This is a genomic window from Streptomyces sp. NPDC026206 (assembly GCF_040638465.1).
Taxonomy (GTDB): domain Bacteria; phylum Actinomycetota; class Actinomycetes; order Streptomycetales; family Streptomycetaceae; genus Streptomyces.
The window spans coordinates 44,351-62,531 of sequence record NZ_JBEZYL010000013.1 but is presented as its reverse complement, the minus strand read 5'-3'; the positions used below and the strand labels follow the sequence as shown (position 1 = coordinate 62,531).

Below are 18,181 nucleotides of genomic sequence, written 5' to 3'. Positions count from 1 at the left end.
TCCCCCACGCAGGTGTGTGGTGGCGAAAGGGGCTGGTCCGTGGTGCCGGAGTCCGGACGCTGGCAGGTCAGGCGGTGGCAGGACGCGCCCCCGGCGCAGCGCCGGACCCTGAGGTTCGCCGCCGCGTCCGCCGTGGCCGGACTCGTGATCGCGACCGGTGCGGTGGCGGCCACCGGCCCCTGGGACGGAGGTCAGCGTAAGGCCGAACGCGACCGCGCCGTGGCCGCCGCGCGAACGGGTGGCGAGGGTCACGCGGCCGTGGGCGGGCGGGTGCCGGCCGGCGCGCCGCCGGTGCTGGGCTCGCTGGGCTCCGGGCGGCCCGGGACGCGGGCGGCCCTCGCCGCGGCGCTGGAGCCGCTCCTGCAGGATTCGGCGCTCGGGTCCGAGCACTCGGCGTCCGTCGTCGATGTGACGACGGGTGAGCTGCTCTACGGCTCCGGGCAGGACGCCCCGTACACCCCCGCCTCCACCATCAAGCTGGCCACGGCCGCCGCGGCGCTGGCCGCGCTGGGGCCGGAGCACCGCATCGAGACGACGGTGGTTGGCGCGGGCGGAGACGGGATCGTGCTGGTCGGCGGGGGTGACCCCACGCTCACGGCCCGGCCCGCGGAAGGCCCCGGGCCGCGTTCCGCGAGCCTGGGGGAGCTGGCCGAGGCGACGGCGCGCGCGCTCAAGGCGCGCGGGGTGCAGCGCACCAGGCTCGCCTACGACGCCTCGCGCTACACCGGTCCCGCACAGCACGTGATCGGCGCCAACGAGAACCTCGCGCCCGTCAGCGCGCTCATGACCGACGAGGGCCGCCTGGACGACTCCGACCGGGGGCCCGCCGACCGTACGGCCGAACCGGCCGCCGACGCGGCGCGGAAGTTCGCCGTGCTGCTGCGGGAGCGGGGCGTGGAGGTCGAGGTCGAGGTCGTCGAGGGCCGGGCCGCGCCGGACGCGGCCCGCGTAGCCGCGGTCTCCTCGGCGCCGCTGGCCGACCTGGTCGAGCGGGCGCTCACCAACAGCGACAACGACATCGCCGAGGCGCTGGCGCGGCAGACGGCCCTCGCGTCCGGGCAGCCGGCGAGCTTCGAGGGCGCGGCGAGGGCCGTCACCGAGCGGCTGACGGGGCTGGGCCTGCCGATGTCGGGGGTCCGCATCGCCGACGGCAGCGGCCTGGACCGTGCCGACCAGGCCTCGGCGGAGTTCCTGGCCCGGCTGCTCGCCCGGGCGGCCGGCCGCGCGGCCCCCCGGCTGCGGCCGGTCCTGACCGGACTGCCGGTGGCCGGCTTCACCGGCACCCTGCGCGGGCGCTACGGCCGCGACATGGCGGGGCGCGCGACGGTACGGGCCAAGACCGGCACGCTCACCGGGGTCAACACCCTCGCCGGCACGGCCCTCACGCCCTCCGGGCGCCTCCTGTCCTTCGCCTTCCTGGCGTCGGGCACGCCTTCCGCGGACACGGCGCAGCGTGCGCTGGACCGGCTGGCCTCGGCGGTGGCGTCGACGGAGGGCTGACGGGGGCTCCGCCCGGACCCCCATGTCCTCAAGCTCCCCCAGCTACCGCTGGGAGGTGCCCCCGGACGGGCTGAAAATCAGCCCGTCCGGCGCTTGAGGACACAAGCACAGCCGACCCCGGTCCCGGACCGGGTAAGGCCTCTACCCGAGCCGGGCGCAGCACGTACGGTGAAGTCATGACGAGCGTCGGTGGTACGGAGATGGTCGACTGGAAGCTCGCGGTGGCGACCGCGACTCGGCTCGTACGGCCGGGGCCGGAGGTCAGCCGGGAAGAGGCGCGTGCGGTGGTCGCGGAGCTGCGGCGGCACGCGCGGTCGTCGGAGGAACACGTACGGGCGTTCACACGGATGGCGCCCCCGGCGCTGAGCGGCGGGGACACGCCCGTCCTCGTCGTGGACCGGGCGGGGTGGGTCAAGGCGAACGTGGCGGGGTTCCGGGCGCTGCTCGGGCCGCTGTTGGAGAAGATGCAGGACCGGCGGGGCAACGCCCCGGGCGGCGCGGTGCTGGGGACCGTCGGCGGCAAGGTGACCGGCGTGGAGCTGGGGATGCTGCTGTCGTTCCTGGCGTCCCGGGTGCTGGGGCAGTACGAGACGTTCGCGCCGGCCGCCCACGACCTGCCGGGCTCGGCCAACGGCGGCGGCCGGCTCCTGCTCGTCGCCCCCAACATCGTCCACGTCGAGCGCGAGCTGGAGGTCGCCCCGCACGACTTCCGGCTGTGGGTGTGCCTGCATGAGGAGACGCACCGCACCCAGTTCACGGGGGTGCCCTGGCTCCGCGACCACATCGAGGGCGAGATCCAGACGTTCCTCGGGGAGACCGAGGTCGACCCCGCCACCCTTCTGGAGCGCATCCGGGAGGCCGCCCAGTCGCTGGCGGGCGGCAAGCCCCCGGAGGGCGAGAGCCGCAGCATCGTGGACCTGGTGCAGACGCCCGCCCAGCGGGAGATCCTCGCCCGGCTGACGGCCGTGATGTCCTTGCTGGAGGGTCATGCGGACTACGTGATGGACGGCGTCGGGCCCCAGGTCGTACCGTCCGTGGCCGAGATCCGGGAGAAGTTCCAGAAGCGGCGGGCCAGTGGCGCCGGCCGGCTGGACGCCGCCCTGCGCAAGCTGCTGGGCCTGGACGCCAAGCTGCGGCAGTACCGTGATGGCGAGCGGTTCGTACGGGCCGTCGTCGACGAGGTCGGCATGGAGGGCTTCAACCGGGTCTGGACGTCGCCGAACACCCTCCCGACCAAGTCCGAGATCGCCAAACCGGCGGACTGGGTCGCACGGGTGCACGGCAAGACCGAGGGGTGAGGGCGGCACGCCCCTTGTCACGCCCCGTGTCGGATGAACGCTCCCGTTATCACCCGTCCGAGGGACCGTTTGCCGAGGGTGGGCGTGCGATGCTCGGGTAAAGGCTCGTCTCTGTCACCATCGACGCACACAGCGTGACCGAGGCTCGGAGTCGCAAGGCTACGGCCCTCTCGCGATGGCCTCCGAATGGAACGATTGGACACACGGACATGGGTCCACACCCCGCGGTCGCGGCGATACGCCTGGCGGTCCGCCGCGTACTGCACGACGTCCTCACCCTGGCTCCCCCCGCCTCCGTACCCAGCGCGTCGCCCTCCTCGCCCCCCTCCTCCGGCCTGCCGCCGCTCGTCCTGGTCGCCTGTTCCGGCGGCGCGGACTCCATGGCGCTCGCCTCCGCGCTCGCCTTCGAGGCCCCCAGGCTCGGCATCCGGGCCGGCGGGGTCACCGTCGACCACGGTCTGCAGCCGGGCTCCGACCTCCGCGCCGCCGAGGTCGTCAGCCGCCTCGCCGCCTTCGACCTCGACCCCGTCGAGGCCGTCCGGGTCGACGTCGGCCGGGAGGGCGGTCCCGAGGCCGCCGCCCGTGACGCCCGCTACGCCGCACTGGACGCCGTCGCCGATCGCCATGGCGCCGCGGCGATCCTGCTCGGCCACACCCGCGACGACCAGGCGGAGACGGTTCTGCTGGGGCTGGCCCGCGGTTCCGGCATCCGTTCGCTGTCCGGCATGGCCGTCGCCTCCGGCGTCGGCGGCCGCTACCGCCGGCCCTTCCTGGGCCTGGACCGGCAGACCGCCCGCAAGGCCTGCATGGTCCAGTCGCTGCCCGTCTGGGACGACCCGCACAACGCCGACCCGGCCTACACCCGCTCCCGGGTCCGCCACGAGGCGCTGCCCGTCCTGGAGAAGGCCCTCGGCAAGGGCGTCGTGGAGGCGCTCGCCCGCACCGCCCAGCTCTCCCGCGACGACGCGGACGCCCTCGACTCCTGGGCCGCCGCCGTGGAGACGTCCGTACGGGACGACTCCGGCGACCTCGAGGTCGCCAAGCTCTTCGCCCTGCCGCCCGCCGTCCGCCGCCGGGTGCTGCGCCGCGCGGCCATCGCGGCGGGTTCCCCGGCCGGTTCGCTCTTCGCCCGGCACCTGGAGGAAGTCGACCGGCTGATCACCGGTTGGCGCGGTCAGGGGGCCATCAACCTGCCCGGGCGCGTCGCGGTTCGCAGGCAGGGTGGCAGACTGGTCCTCCGGCAGGGCTGATTCGAACGAGGCGGCTCGCCTCGTAGGCCGGACGAGTCTTGAACGAGCGAGAGTGGCGCGGGTGGACGACAAGGACATGGGCACCGACCTGAAGTCGGTGCTCATCACCAAGGAAGAGATCGACGCGAAGCTGGCGGAGCTGGCCGCGAAGATCGACGCGGAGTACGCGGGCAAGGACCTGCTCATCGTCGGCGTGCTCAAGGGCGCCGTGATGGTGATGGCGGACCTCGCGCGTGCGCTGTCCAACCCCGTCACCATGGACTGGATGGCCGTGTCCTCCTACGGCGCGGGCACCCAGTCCTCCGGTGTGGTGCGGATCCTGAAGGACCTGGACACCGACATCAAGGGCAAGCACGTCCTGATCGTCGAGGACATCATCGACTCCGGCCTCACTCTGTCGTGGCTGCTGTCGAACCTCGGCTCCCGCGAGCCGGCGTCGCTCAATGTCGTGACGCTGCTGCGCAAGCCGGAGGCGGCGAAGGTCGCCATCGACGTGAAGTGGGTCGGCTTCGACATCCCGAACGAGTTCGTCGTCGGTTATGGTCTCGATTTCGCGGAGAAGTACCGCAACCTGCCCTTCGTGGGCACGCTCGCGCCGCACGTCTACGGCGGCTGAGCGCGGCCGTTCCCCGGAACGGACACTCCGGCACACTCCGGCGCGCGGGAACCGTACCCGGTTTCCCGCCGTTGGAGCATGGTGAGGGCGGGTTTATTGACCGTCCGCAGCGGCGTCGGGTGACAATGCTGGGGTACCGTCCGAAGGTCAGTCTTTTCAAGCATTCTTTTTCAAGCACTGCAAGGTCGAGCAGGACACCGCACGCACAGGCACCCCATTCCGGGGTCGCCGTGCCTCACTGTGGCAGGAGGGACGGGGCGCTCGCGCCCCGTATGGATGGACGTGAAGCGCTACTTCCGTGGGCCGGTCATGTGGATCGTGCTGGCCGTCCTCGCCGTGGTCGTGTTGATGCAGGTCGTCGGCTCGTCCGGCGGCTACAAGTCGGTGGACACCAGCCAGGTCGTGCATGCGATCGACAAGAATCTGGTGAAATCGGCCGAGCTGACGACCGGCGACGAGAACAAGATCAAGGTCGAGCTGATCAGCGGCCAGAAGATCAAGGGTTCCAGCAAGGTCCAGGCCAATTACATCGGCGACCAGGGCGTGGAGATCTCCAAGGATCTGCAGGCCAAGGCCGATGACGATGACCAGAAGACACTGCCCGAGGGCTACAACGTCTCGACGACGAAGCAGAACCCCCTCATCGGGGTGCTGCTCTCGCTGCTGCCGTTCGTACTGATCGTCGTGGTCTTCCTGTTCCTGATGAATCAGATGCAGGGCGGCGGCTCCCGGGTCATGAACTTCGGGAAGTCCAAGGCCAAGCTGATCACCAAGGACACGCCGAAGACGACCTTCGCCGATGTGGCAGGGGCGGACGAGGCCGTCGAGGAGCTCCACGAGATCAAGGAGTTCCTCCAGGAGCCGGCGAAGTTCCAGGCCGTCGGCGCCAAGATTCCCAAGGGCGTGCTGCTCTACGGCCCGCCCGGTACGGGCAAGACGCTGCTCGCGCGCGCCGTCGCCGGCGAGGCGGGCGTGCCGTTCTACTCGATCTCCGGCTCCGACTTCGTCGAGATGTTCGTCGGTGTGGGTGCCTCCCGGGTCCGTGACCTGTTCGAGCAGGCCAAGGCCAACGCCCCCGCCATCGTCTTCGTCGACGAGATCGACGCCGTCGGCCGGCACCGCGGTGCGGGCCTCGGCGGCGGCCACGACGAGCGCGAGCAGACGCTGAACCAGCTGCTCGTCGAGATGGACGGCTTCGACGTCAAGGGCGGCGTCATCCTGATCGCCGCCACCAACCGCCCGGACATCCTCGACCCGGCGCTGCTGCGCCCGGGCCGCTTCGACCGGCAGATCGCCGTCGACCGTCCGGACATGCAGGGCCGCCTGGAGATCCTCAAGGTCCACCAGAAGGGCAAGCCGGTCGCCCCGGACGTCGACCTCGGCGCCGTCGCCCGTCGTACGCCCGGCTTCACCGGTGCGGACCTGTCGAACGTGCTGAACGAGGCCGCCCTGCTGACGGCCCGCAGCGACAAGAAGCTGGTCGACAACCACTCGCTGGACGAGGCGATCGACCGTGTCGTGGCCGGACCGCAGAAGCGGACCCGGATCATGAGCGACAAGGAGAAGAAGATCACCGCGTACCACGAGGGCGGACACGCCCTGGTCGCGGCGGCCTCCCCGAACTCCGACCCGGTTCACAAGATCACGATCTTGTCCCGGGGCCGCGCGCTCGGCTACACCATGGTCCTGCCCGACGAGGACAAGTACTCCACCACGCGCAACGAGATGCTCGACCAGCTGGCCTACATGCTGGGCGGCCGCGCGGCGGAGGAGCTCGTCTTCCACGACCCGACCACGGGTGCCGCGAACGACATCGAGAAGGCCACGGCCACGGCCCGCGCGATGGTCACGCAGTACGGCATGACCGAGCGGCTCGGCGCGATCAAGTTCGGCTCCGACAACTCCGAGCCCTTCCTGGGCCGTGAGATGGCGCACCAGCGGGACTACTCCGAAGAGGTCGCCGCGCTGGTCGACGAAGAGGTCAAGAAGCTCATCGAGACCGCGCACAACGAGGCGTGGGAGATCCTCGTCGAGAACCGCGACGTTCTCGACAACCTGGTTCTGGCGCTCCTGGAGAAGGAGACGCTGAACAAGGAGGAGATCGCCGAGGTCTTCAAGCACATCGTGAAGCGCCCGGCCCGCCCGGCGTGGACCGGTTCCTCGCGCCGTACCCCCTCCACCCGGCCGCCGGTGCTCTCCCCCAAGGAGCTCACCCCGGCCAGCAACAACGGAGTGAACCCGATCGACTCGGTCGAGCTCCCGAAGGACAGCTCCGGCACGACGGAGAGCTGATCCCGGCTCCACAGGCGATCCGGTCCCTGACAGGGCCCGGAATGGATGCCGCGTTCCCCAGGTTTTAGCCTTGGGAGCGCGGCATCGCGCATATGCGCGCGCCTGAGAGGCCGCACCTGCGCGTACACGTACGAGAGAACGAGGCAAGCCCATGACCGACCCGGTGACGCTGGACGCCGAGGGTTCCATCGGCGAGTTCGACGAGAAGCGGGCCGAGAACGCCGTCCGGGAACTGCTGATCGCAGTCGGCGAGGACCCGGACCGGGAGGGACTGCGGGAGACCCCGGCGCGTGTGGCGCGGGCGTACAAGGAGATCTTCGCCGGCCTCTGGCAGGAGGCGGGCGACGTGCTGACCACGACGTTCGACCTCGGGCACGACGAGATGGTGCTGGTCCGGGACATCGAGGTCTACAGCACGTGTGAGCACCACCTGGTGCCCTTCCACGGTGTGGCGCACGTCGGATACATCCCGGCGACGAGCGGCAAGATCACCGGCCTGTCGAAGCTGGCCCGGCTGGTGGACGTCTACGCCCGCCGCCCGCAGGTGCAGGAGCGGCTCACGACGCAGATAGCGGACTCCCTCATGGAGATCCTGGAGCCGCGCGGTGTCGTCGTGGTGATCGAGTGCGAGCACATGTGCATGTCCATGCGGGGCATCCGCAAGCCCGGCGCCAAGACGCTCACCTCCGCGGTCCGCGGCCAGCTGCGCGACCCCGCCACCCGCGCCGAGGCGATGAGCCTGATCATGGCCCGCTGAGCGGGCGGCCACAGGACGGCGGGAGCCGTACGGACGCATGAAAAAGGGCCCGCTCACGGCGGGCCCTCGGTCTTGCCGCGTGCTTACGCGCTGAGGCGGCTGCCCATCCACTTCAGGGTGGGGTTCAGCTCGCGGCGCCAGGTGTTGAAGTTGTGGCCGCCGCTGTCGAGGATGATCGACGAGACCCGGGTGGGGGACTTCGACGCCATGTCGATGAACTTCAGCGTGTCCTTGTAGTTGTGCTCGCCCTTCTTGCTGGAGGTCACCAGCAGCGAGACGGGCGGCAGCTGCTTGTTCTTCAGCCGCCACAGCAGGTCGTTCTCCTGCTCCAGCTGCTTGCTGCCACCGAAGAGGGAACCGGTGGTCGCGTCCTGCGGGGCCTTGTAGTAGCCGGACAGGGAGGCGGCCGCACCGTACGAGTCCGGGTGGCGCATGGCGAACTTCAGGGCGCAGTAGCCGCCGGTGGAGTCGCCGATGATGCCCCAGTTCGCGGCCTTGGTGCCGACGCGGTACTGCTCCGAGATGGCCTTGCGCAGGTCCTTGGTGAAGAAGGTCTCGGTCTGGGGGCCGTTGGGTATGTCGATGCATTCGGTGTCCCGCGGCGGGGCGACGGTGGGCCGCATCATCACGAGGATGGTGGGCTGCATCTTCTTTTCCTTGGCCAGCTTGTGCGCACGCACCGGGTAGTCCAGGCCCTTGACCAGGGCCTCGGCGGTGCCCGGGTAGCCGGTCAGGGCGACGGAGGCCGGAAAGGTCTTGCCCGCGTACTGCGGCTGGAAGTACTCCGGCGGGAGGTAGACATAGGCCGGGCTGGAGATCTTGGACTCGGTGCCGACGACGTTGATCTTTTCTATCTTGCCGCCGACCCGCGGTACGTCACCCCGCGGCACCTTGACCGCCTGGGAGCTCATGACCTGCACCCGCTTGGCGCCCGCGCTGTGGTCGACGACGACGCCCTCGTTCTTGACCTGACCGAAGAGGTCGGCCCAGGAGCCGTAGAAGCCGAAGGACTGGTTCGCCCACAGGCCGATGGCGGCGAACAGCGACAGCTGCGTGGCGAGCATCATGCCGACCCGGGCGAAGACGGAGCCGACGCCCTTCTTGCCCAGACGAGGCCAGAGCCAAATGGTCACTGCGAAGAGCACTACCGCCGCCGCAATGGCAAACAGGAGTACTGGCATGCTGGTGAGACCCATGAGGTGCTTTCTGCCGAGCGACCCGGCGCCGAGTCGCGGAATGGTTACTTCTTTCCGGGCTCGGCCCCCCACGGAACCTCAACCCCGAAACCGTCGTCCTACAGGGCGCACATTGCAGGGGTGCTGCCGCCAAATGGCGTAGGCCCACTCGACAGGACGACGGGAAGAGATGTCTGTCAGGGTAGATGGCAAAAAGTCCGACGAGGTTCCCCAGGGGCCGAAGTGGCTGTCGGTGCTTGCGCGTCTCGCGAAGGGACCCAAACCCGAGCGCGTGCCTGCCGTCGTAGGCACGGTCGGCGCCCTCATCGGCCTGGCGGACATCGTGGCCGGAGTCGTCCCCAGGTTCCGCTTCAGCAAGGTCCACACCCTCGCCGAGGTGCTGCCCGGAACGGTCTCCCAGCTGGCCGCCGCCGGCTCGATCGTCGTCGGCATCCTGCTGCTCCTGCTCGCCCACGGCCTCAAGCGGGCCAAGAAGCGCGCCTGGCTCGCCGCGGTGGTCGTCCTGCCGATCGGCGCGGCCGCGCAGCTGATCTACCGGCACTCCATCGTCGGTACGGTCTTCTCCCTGCTGCTCTTCGCCTACCTCCTCCGGCACAAGGGCGCCTTCGCCGCCCTGCCGGACCCCCGCAGCCGCTGGAAGGCCCTGGCCAACTTCGTGCTCATGGGCGGGGCCGGCTTCGCCCTCGGCTGGGTGATCGTCGGCTCGCACCCCGACCAGATGATCGGCGACCCGCCGGTGCTGGAGCAGATCGAGCACGTCGTCTGGGGTCTGTTCGGCTTCGAAGGGTCGGTCCGCTACACCGGCGGCGTCGACTACACCGTCGGCTACTCCCTCGGCGCCCTCGGCCTGCTGACCGTCGCCACCACCGCCTACCTGGCCTTCCGCCCGGAGCACCCGGCCGCCGTCCTCACCGAGGACGACGAGGACCGGCTGCGCGAGCTGCTCGCCAAGCACGGCGCCCGTGACTCCCTGGGCCACTTCGCGCTGCGCCGCGACAAGAGCGTCGTCTTCTCGCCCTCCGGCAAGGCGGCGGTCACCTACCGCGTCGTCTCCGGCGTCATGCTGGCCAGTGGTGACCCGATCGGCGACGTCGAGGCCTGGCCGGGCGCCATCGAGAAGTTCATGGAGCTCGCCAAGCGTCACTCCTGGACCCCGGCCGTCAACGGCTGCAGTGAGACCGGCGGCGAGGTGTGGACCCGCGAGACCGGTCTCGACGCGCTGGAGATGGGCGACGAGGCCATCGTCGACGTGGCCGACTTCACGCTGACCGGCCGCTCCATGCGCAACGTCCGGCAGATGGTCAAGCGCATCGAGCGCAACGGCTACACCACCCAGGTCCGCCGGGTCGGCGATCTGAGCGCCGAGGAGCTCGCGGTCGTCCAGCAGGCGGCCAACGCCTGGCGCGACACCGAGACCGAGCGCGGCTTCTCCATGGCCCTGGGCCGTATCGGCGACCCCAAGGACCTCGACGCCGTCATCGCCACCGCCCACAAGTCCCCGGAGGAGGGCGAGGAGCCCGGCCCCTTCGGCGACCTCAAGGCCATGCAGCACTTCGTGCCGTGGGGCACGGACGGCATGTCGCTGGAGCTGATGCGCCGTGACCGCAGCGCCGACCCGGGCATGAACGAGCTGCTCATCGTCGCCTCGCTGCAGGCCGCGCCCGAGCTGAAGATCAAGCACGTCTCGCTGAACTTCGCGATGTTCCGCTCGGCCCTGGAGCGCGGCGAGCGCCTGGGCGCCGGCCCGGTGCTGCGCGGCTGGCGCGGGCTGCTGCTCTTCCTCTCGCGCTGGTTCCAGATCGAGTCGCTGTACAAGTTCAACGAGAAGTTCCGGCCGCGCTGGGAGCCGCGCTTCATCGTCTTCCCCAGCAGCCGCGACCTGCCCCGCATCGGCTTCGCGATGATGCAGGCGGAAGGCTTCCTGGAGCTGCCGCGCCTGCTGCGCCGCCGGCCGGCCCCGCCGAAGCCGTGCGCCCACGACGAGGACGACGCCCCGGCGCAGAGCGAGGTCACCCGCGCGGCCTGACGCGCGCGGCGAGTCCCTCGGAAGCCCTCTCCCGGACACGGTCCGGGGGAGGGCTTCCGCCTTTCGCCGGTCGCCCGCCCCCGTGCGGTGCGGTGCCGGGTCGGCCGTACGCCCTAGGCTGGACGGTATGAGTACGCTGCGAGGCCGTGTGGGGCCGGTCGGACTGCCCGAGTGGGACCGCTGTGCGGTGATGGGCGTGGTCAACGTCACGCCCGATTCGTTCTCGGACGGCGGGCACTGGTTCGACACCGCCCTGGCGGTCAAGCGCGGCCTGGAACTCGTCGCCGCCGGCGCCGACCTGGTCGACGTGGGCGGGGAGTCCACCCGTCCGGGCGCGAGCCGGGTCGACGAGGACGAGGAGCTGCGCCGGGTGGTACCGGTGGTCCGCGAGCTGGCGGGCGAGGGAGTGGTGGTGTCGGTGGACACCATGCGCGCCTCGGTCGCCGAGGCCGCGGTCGAGGCGGGCGCGGCGCTGGTCAACGACGTGAGCGGCGGCCTCGCGGACCCGGCGATGGTGCCCGTGGTGGCCGCGGCCCGGGTGCCGTTCGTGGTGATGCACTGGCGCGGCTTCAGCGCCGACATGAACAACCGCGCCGTGTACGGGCCCGATGTCACCGGAGAGGTGATCGGGGAGCTGCGGCAGCGGGTGGACGCCGTCATCGACGGCGGCATCGAACCGGAGCGCCTCGTGGTGGACCCGGGCCTGGGCTTCGCCAAGAACGCCGAGCACGACCTGGCCCTGGTGGCCGGGCTGGCCCGGTTCCACCGGGAGGCCGGGCTGCCGCTGCTGGTGGCCGCCTCCCGCAAGCGGTTCCTGGGCCGGGTGCTGGCCGGGCCCGGCGGTGACCCGCCACCGGCCCGTGAACGGGACGCCGCGACGGCCGCCGTGTCGGCACTGGCGGCACGAGAGGGAGCGTGGGCGGTGCGGGTGCACGAGGTACGTGCGAGCGCGGACGCGGTCCGGGTCGTACGGGCCGTCGCGGGCGCGGCCGGCGCCGGGGAGGCGGTGTGAGCGCCGCCCGCACGGACAGCGAGCGGGTCGAGCTGGCCAACACCGCCCTGTACGAGGCGGTGGAGCGCGGCGACACGGCCGCCATGGACCGGCTCTGGCTGAACGCGCCCGGCACCGAGGTCTCCTGCGTGCACCCCGGCTGGCCGGTGCTGCGCGGGCGGAACGAGGTCCTGCGCTCGTACGCCCTGATCATGGCGAGCACCGACTACATCCAGTTCTTCCTGACCGACGTCGAGGTGTCCGTCGCGGGCGACACCGCGATGGTGACCTGCACGGAGAACATCCTCAGCGGCGCCCCGGCGGAGAACGAGGGCGAGCTCGGGCCGCTGGTGGGCCAGCTGGTCGTGGCCACCAACGTCTTCCGGCGCGCCGGCGACGAGTGGAAGGTGTGGTCGCACCATGGCTCACCGGTCCTCGCGGGCCGGGACGAGGAGGACGAGGACGAGGCGGATCCGGGCGCCGGGGCGGGGCCGGCTGAGCCGACGGGGTGACGTGGCGTACGACACGTCAGTGTGAGGGGTATGTGACCACTCGTTCGAGCTGCTCACCGGGCGGGTAGGGGTGGATCGCGGGTCCGTTGGGTAGGCGCGGCGGGTGCGGGATAGCACCGTTTGCGCTCCTTGTCCATAGCACCCACGGACGGGCACTGTCGGTGCCCGCAGGTAGATTCGAAGGTGGGCAACCCGGCCGAAGGCAGGGACGGGAGCCGGGCCGGTGATGACCGGCGTGCTCCCATACCGGCCCATACCGACAACCAGCAGGAGTGATTCGGGTGGATCGTGTCGCGCTGCGCGGCTTGAAGGCTCGCGGGCACCACGGGGTGTTCCCCCGGGAGCGCGAGGAGGGGCAGACCTTCGTCGTGGACCTGGTGCTGAGCCTGGACACCCGGCCTGCCGCGGCCGATGACGACCTCACCAAGACCGTGCACTACGGCATCGTGGCGGAGGAGGTCGTCGGCATCGTCCAGGGCGAGCCGGTCGACCTCATCGAGACGCTCGCCGAGCGGATCGCCGAGCAGTGCCTCAAGCACGACCCGGTGCGGGAGGTGGAGGTCGTCGTGCACAAGCCGGACGCCCCGATCACCGTTCCTTTCGACGACGTGACGATCACTATTACCCGGAGCCGAGTATGAGCAGCAGCGACCCGACCGTGCAGCCGGTGCCCGCCTCCGTGGTGGAACGGGTGGACGCCGCCGATGTGACGCTGAGCAACCCCAAACGAGCCGTGATCTCCATCGGCAGCAACCTGGGCAACCGCCTGGAGATCCTCCAGGGCGCGATCGACGCCCTGGAGGACACGCCCGGCCTGCGGGTCAAGGCCGTCTCCCCGGTCTACGAGACCGCGCCCTGGGGCGTCGAGCCCGGCACCCAGCCGTCGTACTTCAACGCCGTCGTGCTGGTGAGGACCACGCTTCCGCCGGACTCGCTCCTGGAGCGCGGCCATGCGATCGAGGAGGCCTTCGAGCGGGTAAGGGAAGAGCGCTGGGGGGCGCGCACGCTCGATGTCGACATCGTCACCTATCAGGACGTCGTCTCCGACGACCCGGTGCTGACGCTGCCGCACCCGCGCGCGCATGAGCGCGCCTTTGTGCTCGTGCCGTGGTACGACGTGGAACCGGAGGCGGTGGTCCCGGGGCGCGGTGCGGTGGCCGAGCTGCTGGCCGGGATGAGCCGTGAGAGTGTCGCGCCGCGCGCCGACCTGGAACTGCGGCTGCCCGAGTAGGCGTTGGGCCCAGTGAAGGGCTCATGTGGTTTTGTGTGCGCTGAGGACGAATGAGGATGAGGGGCGACGGCTCGGTGAAGCAACTTCGGATCGGGGTGCTGGTCGGCCTGTTCGCCGCGGCCGGAGTGCTGTCGTGGGGCGCCGCCCGGCTGTGGGACTCGGTCGGCACGCTGCCGAGCGTGCCGGTGGCGGCGCCGATCGTGCTGGCGGTCATCGCGGTGGTCCTCGCCGCGACGGCACTCTCGCTGCGGGCCCGGCTGCGGGCCCAGCGTGAGCGCCGTCCCGGCGCGAAGGGCGTCGACCCGCTGCTGGCGGCCCGGGCCGTGGTCTTCGGCCAGGCCAGCGCCCTGGTCGCGGCGCTGGTCGCGGGCATGTACGGCGGCGTCGGCGTCTTCCTGCTCATCGAGGGTCTCGACGCCCCAGCCCGGCGCGACCAGGCGATCTACGCCGGAGCGTCGGTCCTGGCGGGAGCGTGCGTGATAGCTGCGGCGTTCTTCATGGAGCGCGTCTGCAAGCTCCCGGAGGACGACGACGAAAACGGCGGCAGCGATACGGGGGCTGCGCGCGCGTAGTGCTGGGGCACTCCCGGGGCTCCGCCCCGGACCCGGTCCTCAATCGCCGGACGGGCCGGCTGTGCCTACGCCCCCGCAACCGTCTCCACGTCCACCTCCGTCCGCTCCCCACCCCGCGCATCCGCCTCGATCGACCGCCGCAGCGCCTCGTGCAGACGGGCAGGCGTGAGCACCCCGAGGAAGTGATCGGCGTTGTCGCCGTCGAGGACGGCGATCCACCCCGCGTCGTGCTGCAGCATCGTGCTGAACGCCCGCTTGAGCGACGCCCCCAGCGGAAGCCACGCGTCCATGCGCCGGGCCCGGTCCCGTACCGTGCCGCTGCCGGAGGCGACCGCGTCCGCGGAGATCCAGCCGTGCAGCCGGTCGGAGTCGTCCAGGACGACGGCCCAGCGCGCGTCCTCCCGGGCGAGCCGGGCACTGGCGGAGGACAGCGGGTCGTCGAGGTGTACGACGGGCGGTTGCTCCAGGTCGCCGGCCTCGATCGGGGTCACGGACAACCGCTTCAGCCCCCGGTCGGCCCCGACGAAGTCGGCGACGTACGGCGTGGCGGGCGCGCCGAGCACGGCCGCCGGGGCATCGAACTGTTCGATGCGGCCGCTGCCGTACACCGCGATCCGGTCACCCAGCCGGACGGCCTCCTCGATGTCGTGCGTCACGAACAGCACCGTCTTGCGGACCTGCGACTGCAGGCGCAGGAACTCGCTCTGCAGCCGTTCCCGCACGACCGGGTCGACCGCGCCGAAGGGTTCGTCCATCAGGAGTACGGGCGGGTCGGCGGCGAGCGCCCGCGCGACCCCGACCCGCTGGCGCTGCCCGCCCGAGAGCTGATCGGGGTAGCGGTCGCCGTAGACGGACGGGTCGAGCCCGACGAGATCGAGCAGCTCCGCCGCCCGGGCGCGGGCGCGCTTGCGCTGCCAGCCCAGCAGGTGCGGCACGGTCGCCGTGTTGTCGAGCACCGTCTTGTGCGGGAAGAGCCCCACCTGCTGGATGACGTAGCCGATGCGGCGGCGCAGCTCGACGGGGTCGACCGTGGAGATGTCCGCACCGTTGACCTCGATGCGGCCGCTCGTGGGCTCGATCAGCCGGTTGACCATCTTCATCGTGGTCGTCTTGCCGCAGCCGGACGGTCCGACGAGCGTGACCAGCTCGCCTTCCGCCACCTCGAAGGACAGGTCGTCCACGGCGGTCGTGCCGTCGGCGTAGCGCTTGGTGACGTGCTCGAAACGGATCATGGTTCCCCATTGTTGCCGTACTTCTGCTCGGACAATGTTGCAGCCGCATGACCGTCGGAGGCGAATGTCAGTGGGCCGGGTTAGGGTCGCCAGTGACCGACCGTGAAGGCCGAGGGGGAGGTGAAGGGCGCGGATGGCTGATCAGAACTGCTTGATCGCCAACGACTGGATCTGCGGCGAATACGTGCGAACGCGCGGTCAGGAACTGACGGACGCCACGCTCCAGCACGTCGGCATCACGCTGGCGTCGGTCGTCATCGGCCTGCTGGTGGCCTTTCCGCTCGCGCTGCTCGCCCGCAGGTGGCGTGGCGTGGCGGGGCCGGTGCTCGGAGCGACCACGATTCTCTACACCGTGCCGTCGCTGGCGATGTTCTCGCTGCTGGTGCCGGTGTTCGGGCTGTCGGTGGCCGTCGTGGTGACGGGCCTGGTGCTGTACTCACTGACGATCCTCGTGCGGAACATCCTCACCGGCCTGGCCTCCGTGCCCGAGGAGGCGCGCGAGGCGGCGCGCGGCATGGGGTACGGGCCGCTGCGCCTGCTGTTCGCGGTCGAACTCCCCCTGGCGGTACCGGCTGTGATGGCGGGTCTGAGAATCGCCACGGTCTCCACGGTCTCGCTGACAACCGTGGGGGCGATCATCGGCTACGGCGGGCTGGGCAACCTCATCTACGAGGGCATGCGCAGTTACTTCAAGGCGCAGGTGCTCACCGCGTCCGTGCTGTGCGTGGTGCTGGCGATCGCGGCGGACCTGGGGCTGCTGCTCGTCCAGTGGCTGCTGACGCCCTGGGCGAGGCCGAAGCGCCGTACGAAGGCCCGCAGGTTCGCGGAGAAGGCGGTGGCCTGATGGGAGTTGTCGAGCGCACCTGGGACTGGCTGGCCGACGCCGCCCACTGGTCCGGCACGGACGGCGTGTGGCACCGGCTCGGCGAGCACCTCTTCCTGACCACCGTCTGCCTGCTGATCTCGTGCGCGATCGCGCTGCCCGTCGCCGTGCTGCTGGGCCACGTGGGCAAGGGCGGCGCGCTGGCGGTGAACCTCTCCAACGTGGGCCGGGCGGTGCCGACGTTCGCGGTGCTGGTGCTGTTGCTGCTCAGCCCGCTGGGTACGCACGGCTCGTGGCCGACCGTCATCGCGCTGGTCCTCTTCGCGATACCCCCGGTACTGACCAACGCCTATGTAGGGATGCGCGGGGTGGACCGGGACATGGTCGAGGCCGCGCGCGGCATGGGCATGACGGGCATTCAGGTGGTGGCCCGGGTCGAACTGCCGCTGGCCTTCCCGCTGATGGTCACCGGAGTGCGGTCGGCCGCGGTGCAGGTCGTGGCCACGACCACGCTGGCCGCGCTTCCCGGTGGCGGCGGCCTGGGCCGGATCATCACGGCCGGATTCCGGCTCACCGACACCGCGCAGGTGGTGGCCGGGGCGCTGCTGGTGGCGGTGCTCGCGCTGCTGGTCGAGGGCGCCTTCGTGCTGCTGCAGCGGTTGCTGGACCCGATGCGTGGACATATGACGAGCGTTCAAGCCTGACAGCTCGAGCCCGACTGGATGGAGTTCCGTATGACCAGGACACCGCGTCGCGCGCGGACCACCCGCGCCCTGCTGACGGTGGCCGGCGTCACCGCGCTGACGGCGGGACTCGCCGGATGCGGCGGCGACAGCCTGGAGAAATCCGGCGGAGGCGAGAGCTCCACCAAGGCCGGTCAGCAATCGCTGGTGATCGGCTCGGCATCCTTCACCGAATCGAAGGTACTGGCGGAGATATACGCGGGCCTGCTCAAGGACGCCGGATATTCGACGTCGATCAAGACCGTCGACGCGCGTGAGCTGTATGAGCCGGCCCTGGAGAAGGGGCAGATCGATGTGGTCCCCGAGTATGCGGCGACGCTCGCCGAATTCCTGAACAAGAAGCAGAACGGGAAGGACGCCCCCCAGGTCGCCTCCGCCGATGCCGAGGCCACGGTGAAGGCCCTCCGTGAACTCGCCGAGCCGCGTGGTCTGACCGTGCTCGACGCCGGCCGGGCCGTCGATCAGAACGCCTTCGCCGTGACGGCCGAGTTCGCGGAGAAACACCAGCTCAAGACGCTTTCCGAGCTGGGGAGGTCCAAGGAGCGGGTCAAGCTCGCGGCGGGCGACGAATGCTCCCAGCGGCCCTTCTGCCGGCCCGGGCTGGAGAAGACGTACGGCATCGACATCGCCGGCATAGACCCGCTGGAGGTGGGCAGCACCCAGGCCAAGCAGGCGGTCAAGGACGGCAAGGACCAGCTGCTGCTGACCACCACCACGGACGCCACCCTCGAACAGTTCGGACTGGTGCTGCTCCAGGACGACAAGAAGCTGCAGAACTCCGACAACGTCCTGCCGGTGGTGAATGCGAAGAAGGCGGGTTCGCAGAAGATCGCCGACGCGCTCGGCAAGCTCAGCAGGGTGCTGACCACGGCAGATCTCACCGAACTCAACAAGAAGGTGGACGCGCAGCGGCTCAAGCCGGCCGATGTCGCCGCGCAGTACCTGAAGGAGAAGAAGCTTCTGACGAAGTGAGGGAGTAGCGGAGAAGTAAGATCAAGGGACGAATTTGGTGGTGGAGTCACCGTCTCGTGGCGACGCACGGTAAGTTTCAGGCCATGCCACGAGGACGCCACCGCCATTCCGCACCCCTGCACCGGCTTCTTCCACCGTTGACGGTCGCCGCGACATCAGTCGCCTGCGCC

At 70.6% G+C, this 18,181-nt stretch carries 17 protein-coding genes; 15 read left to right on the top strand and 2 right to left on the bottom strand.

Translation table 11 applies throughout. The features are described 5' to 3' along the window. The first annotated feature begins 42 nt into the window (after window positions 1–42). From dacB to folE, 6 genes are all read left to right on the top strand, one after another. Complete coding sequence (gene dacB / locus AB0F13_RS19250) at window positions 43–1,500, top strand: D-alanyl-D-alanine carboxypeptidase/D-alanyl-D-alanine-endopeptidase (RefSeq protein ID WP_362083309.1); 1,458 nt, start codon at window positions 43–45, stop codon at window positions 1,498–1,500. A gap of 176 nt (window positions 1,501–1,676) precedes the next feature. After that, window positions 1,677–2,798 carry a zinc-dependent metalloprotease gene (locus AB0F13_RS19245; RefSeq protein WP_362083306.1) on the top strand — a complete coding sequence of 374 codons (1,122 nt, stop codon included), beginning with the start codon at window positions 1,677–1,679 and terminating at the stop codon, window positions 2,796–2,798. 209 nt (window positions 2,799–3,007) lie between these two features. Further along, window positions 3,008–4,048: a tRNA lysidine(34) synthetase TilS gene (gene tilS, locus AB0F13_RS19240; RefSeq protein ID WP_362083303.1), complete on the top strand. Its 1,041-nt coding sequence runs from the start codon at window positions 3,008–3,010 to the stop codon at window positions 4,046–4,048. A 76-nt stretch (window positions 4,049–4,124) separates the two neighbouring features. Next, the gene (gene hpt / locus AB0F13_RS19235) at window positions 4,125–4,664 is read left to right on the top strand and encodes a hypoxanthine phosphoribosyltransferase (RefSeq protein WP_004940393.1); all 540 of its coding nucleotides are present in this window, start codon (window positions 4,125–4,127) and stop codon (window positions 4,662–4,664) included. Between the two features lie 276 nt (window positions 4,665–4,940). Continuing rightward, a complete protein-coding gene (gene ftsH / locus AB0F13_RS19230) occupies window positions 4,941–6,956 on the top strand; it encodes an ATP-dependent zinc metalloprotease FtsH (protein WP_362083300.1) in 2,016 nt (671 codons plus the stop codon). A gap of 151 nt (window positions 6,957–7,107) precedes the next feature. After that, the gene (folE, locus tag AB0F13_RS19225) at window positions 7,108–7,713 is read left to right on the top strand and encodes a GTP cyclohydrolase I FolE (protein ID WP_362083297.1); all 606 of its coding nucleotides are present in this window, start codon (window positions 7,108–7,110) and stop codon (window positions 7,711–7,713) included. A gap of 83 nt (window positions 7,714–7,796) precedes the next feature. On the opposite strand, the gene AB0F13_RS19220 is transcribed toward folE, so the two are convergent. Next, window positions 7,797–8,909 carry an alpha/beta hydrolase-fold protein gene (locus tag AB0F13_RS19220; RefSeq protein WP_362083294.1) on the bottom strand — a complete coding sequence of 371 codons (1,113 nt, stop codon included), beginning with the start codon at window positions 8,907–8,909 and terminating at the stop codon, window positions 7,797–7,799. A 169-nt stretch (window positions 8,910–9,078) separates the two neighbouring features. Between AB0F13_RS19220 and AB0F13_RS19215 the strand changes: the two genes are divergently transcribed. From AB0F13_RS19215 to AB0F13_RS19190, 6 genes are all read left to right on the top strand, one after another. Beyond that, window positions 9,079–10,935, top strand: a complete 1,857-nt coding sequence (locus AB0F13_RS19215) for a phosphatidylglycerol lysyltransferase domain-containing protein (RefSeq protein ID WP_362083291.1) — start codon at window positions 9,079–9,081, stop codon at window positions 10,933–10,935. A 127-nt stretch (window positions 10,936–11,062) separates the two neighbouring features. Next, complete coding sequence (gene folP / locus AB0F13_RS19210; RefSeq protein ID WP_362083288.1) at window positions 11,063–11,947, top strand: dihydropteroate synthase; 885 nt, start codon at window positions 11,063–11,065, stop codon at window positions 11,945–11,947. Continuing rightward, window positions 11,944–12,438, top strand: coding sequence for a nuclear transport factor 2 family protein (locus AB0F13_RS19205; protein ID WP_362083285.1), 495 nt, complete (start codon window positions 11,944–11,946; stop codon window positions 12,436–12,438). The genes folP and AB0F13_RS19205 overlap by 4 nt, the downstream gene beginning before the upstream one ends. Before the next feature lie 281 nt (window positions 12,439–12,719). After that, window positions 12,720–13,079, top strand: a complete 360-nt coding sequence (folB, locus tag AB0F13_RS19200; protein WP_362083282.1) for a dihydroneopterin aldolase — start codon at window positions 12,720–12,722, stop codon at window positions 13,077–13,079. Beyond that, window positions 13,076–13,669 carry a 2-amino-4-hydroxy-6-hydroxymethyldihydropteridine diphosphokinase gene (gene folK / locus AB0F13_RS19195; protein ID WP_362083279.1) on the top strand — a complete coding sequence of 198 codons (594 nt, stop codon included), beginning with the start codon at window positions 13,076–13,078 and terminating at the stop codon, window positions 13,667–13,669. Before folB ends, folK begins: the two co-directional genes overlap by 4 nt. A 74-nt stretch (window positions 13,670–13,743) precedes the next feature. Further along, complete coding sequence (locus tag AB0F13_RS19190; protein ID WP_362083276.1) at window positions 13,744–14,241, top strand: DUF3180 domain-containing protein; 498 nt, start codon at window positions 13,744–13,746, stop codon at window positions 14,239–14,241. 65 nt (window positions 14,242–14,306) lie between these two features. On the opposite strand, the gene AB0F13_RS19185 is transcribed toward AB0F13_RS19190, so the two are convergent. Continuing rightward, on the bottom strand, window positions 14,307–15,473 hold the full coding sequence (locus AB0F13_RS19185) for a betaine/proline/choline family ABC transporter ATP-binding protein (protein WP_362083273.1): 1,167 nt from the start codon (window positions 15,471–15,473) through the stop codon (window positions 14,307–14,309). A gap of 133 nt (window positions 15,474–15,606) precedes the next feature. Here AB0F13_RS19185 and AB0F13_RS19180 point away from each other — a divergent pair, with 133 nt between their 5' ends. Genes AB0F13_RS19180 through AB0F13_RS19170 form a run of 3 tightly spaced genes read left to right on the top strand, consistent with a single transcriptional unit; the run spans window position 15,607 to window position 18,011 of the window. Then, a complete protein-coding gene (locus tag AB0F13_RS19180) occupies window positions 15,607–16,317 on the top strand; it encodes an ABC transporter permease (RefSeq protein ID WP_362083270.1) in 711 nt (236 codons plus the stop codon). Then, window positions 16,317–17,000: an ABC transporter permease gene (locus AB0F13_RS19175; RefSeq protein WP_362083267.1), complete on the top strand. Its 684-nt coding sequence runs from the start codon at window positions 16,317–16,319 to the stop codon at window positions 16,998–17,000. Before AB0F13_RS19180 ends, AB0F13_RS19175 begins: the two co-directional genes overlap by 1 nt. Before the next feature lie 30 nt (window positions 17,001–17,030). Next, entirely contained in the window at window positions 17,031–18,011 is a 981-nt protein-coding gene (locus AB0F13_RS19170; protein WP_362083264.1) for an ABC transporter substrate-binding protein, read from the top strand. The last annotated feature ends 170 nt before the right edge of the window (window positions 18,012–18,181 follow it).

What these genes read in the sequence shown, in the direction of transcription:
- AB0F13_RS19245 (WP_362083306.1), top strand. Translation starts at nt 1,677, where the DNA reads ATGACGAGCGTCGGTGGTACGGAGATGGTCGACTGGAAGCTCGCGGTG.
- tilS (WP_362083303.1), top strand. Translation starts at nt 3,008, where the DNA reads ATGGGTCCACACCCCGCGGTCGCGGCGATACGCCTGGCGGTCCGCCGC.
- hpt (WP_004940393.1), top strand. Translation starts at nt 4,125, where the DNA reads ATGGGCACCGACCTGAAGTCGGTGCTCATCACCAAGGAAGAGATCGAC.
- ftsH (WP_362083300.1), top strand. Translation starts at nt 4,941, where the DNA reads ATGGACGTGAAGCGCTACTTCCGTGGGCCGGTCATGTGGATCGTGCTG.
- folE (WP_362083297.1), top strand. Translation starts at nt 7,108, where the DNA reads ATGACCGACCCGGTGACGCTGGACGCCGAGGGTTCCATCGGCGAGTTC.
- AB0F13_RS19220 (WP_362083294.1), bottom strand. Translation starts at nt 8,909, where the DNA reads ATGGGTCTCACCAGCATGCCAGTACTCCTGTTTGCCATTGCGGCGGCG.
- AB0F13_RS19215 (WP_362083291.1), top strand. Translation starts at nt 9,079, where the DNA reads ATGTCTGTCAGGGTAGATGGCAAAAAGTCCGACGAGGTTCCCCAGGGG.
- folP (WP_362083288.1), top strand. Translation starts at nt 11,063, where the DNA reads ATGAGTACGCTGCGAGGCCGTGTGGGGCCGGTCGGACTGCCCGAGTGG.
- folK (WP_362083279.1), top strand. Translation starts at nt 13,076, where the DNA reads ATGAGCAGCAGCGACCCGACCGTGCAGCCGGTGCCCGCCTCCGTGGTG.
- AB0F13_RS19185 (WP_362083273.1), bottom strand. Translation starts at nt 15,473, where the DNA reads ATGATCCGTTTCGAGCACGTCACCAAGCGCTACGCCGACGGCACGACC.
- AB0F13_RS19180 (WP_362083270.1), top strand. Translation starts at nt 15,607, where the DNA reads ATGGCTGATCAGAACTGCTTGATCGCCAACGACTGGATCTGCGGCGAA.
- AB0F13_RS19175 (WP_362083267.1), top strand. Translation starts at nt 16,317, where the DNA reads ATGGGAGTTGTCGAGCGCACCTGGGACTGGCTGGCCGACGCCGCCCAC.
- AB0F13_RS19170 (WP_362083264.1), top strand. Translation starts at nt 17,031, where the DNA reads ATGACCAGGACACCGCGTCGCGCGCGGACCACCCGCGCCCTGCTGACG.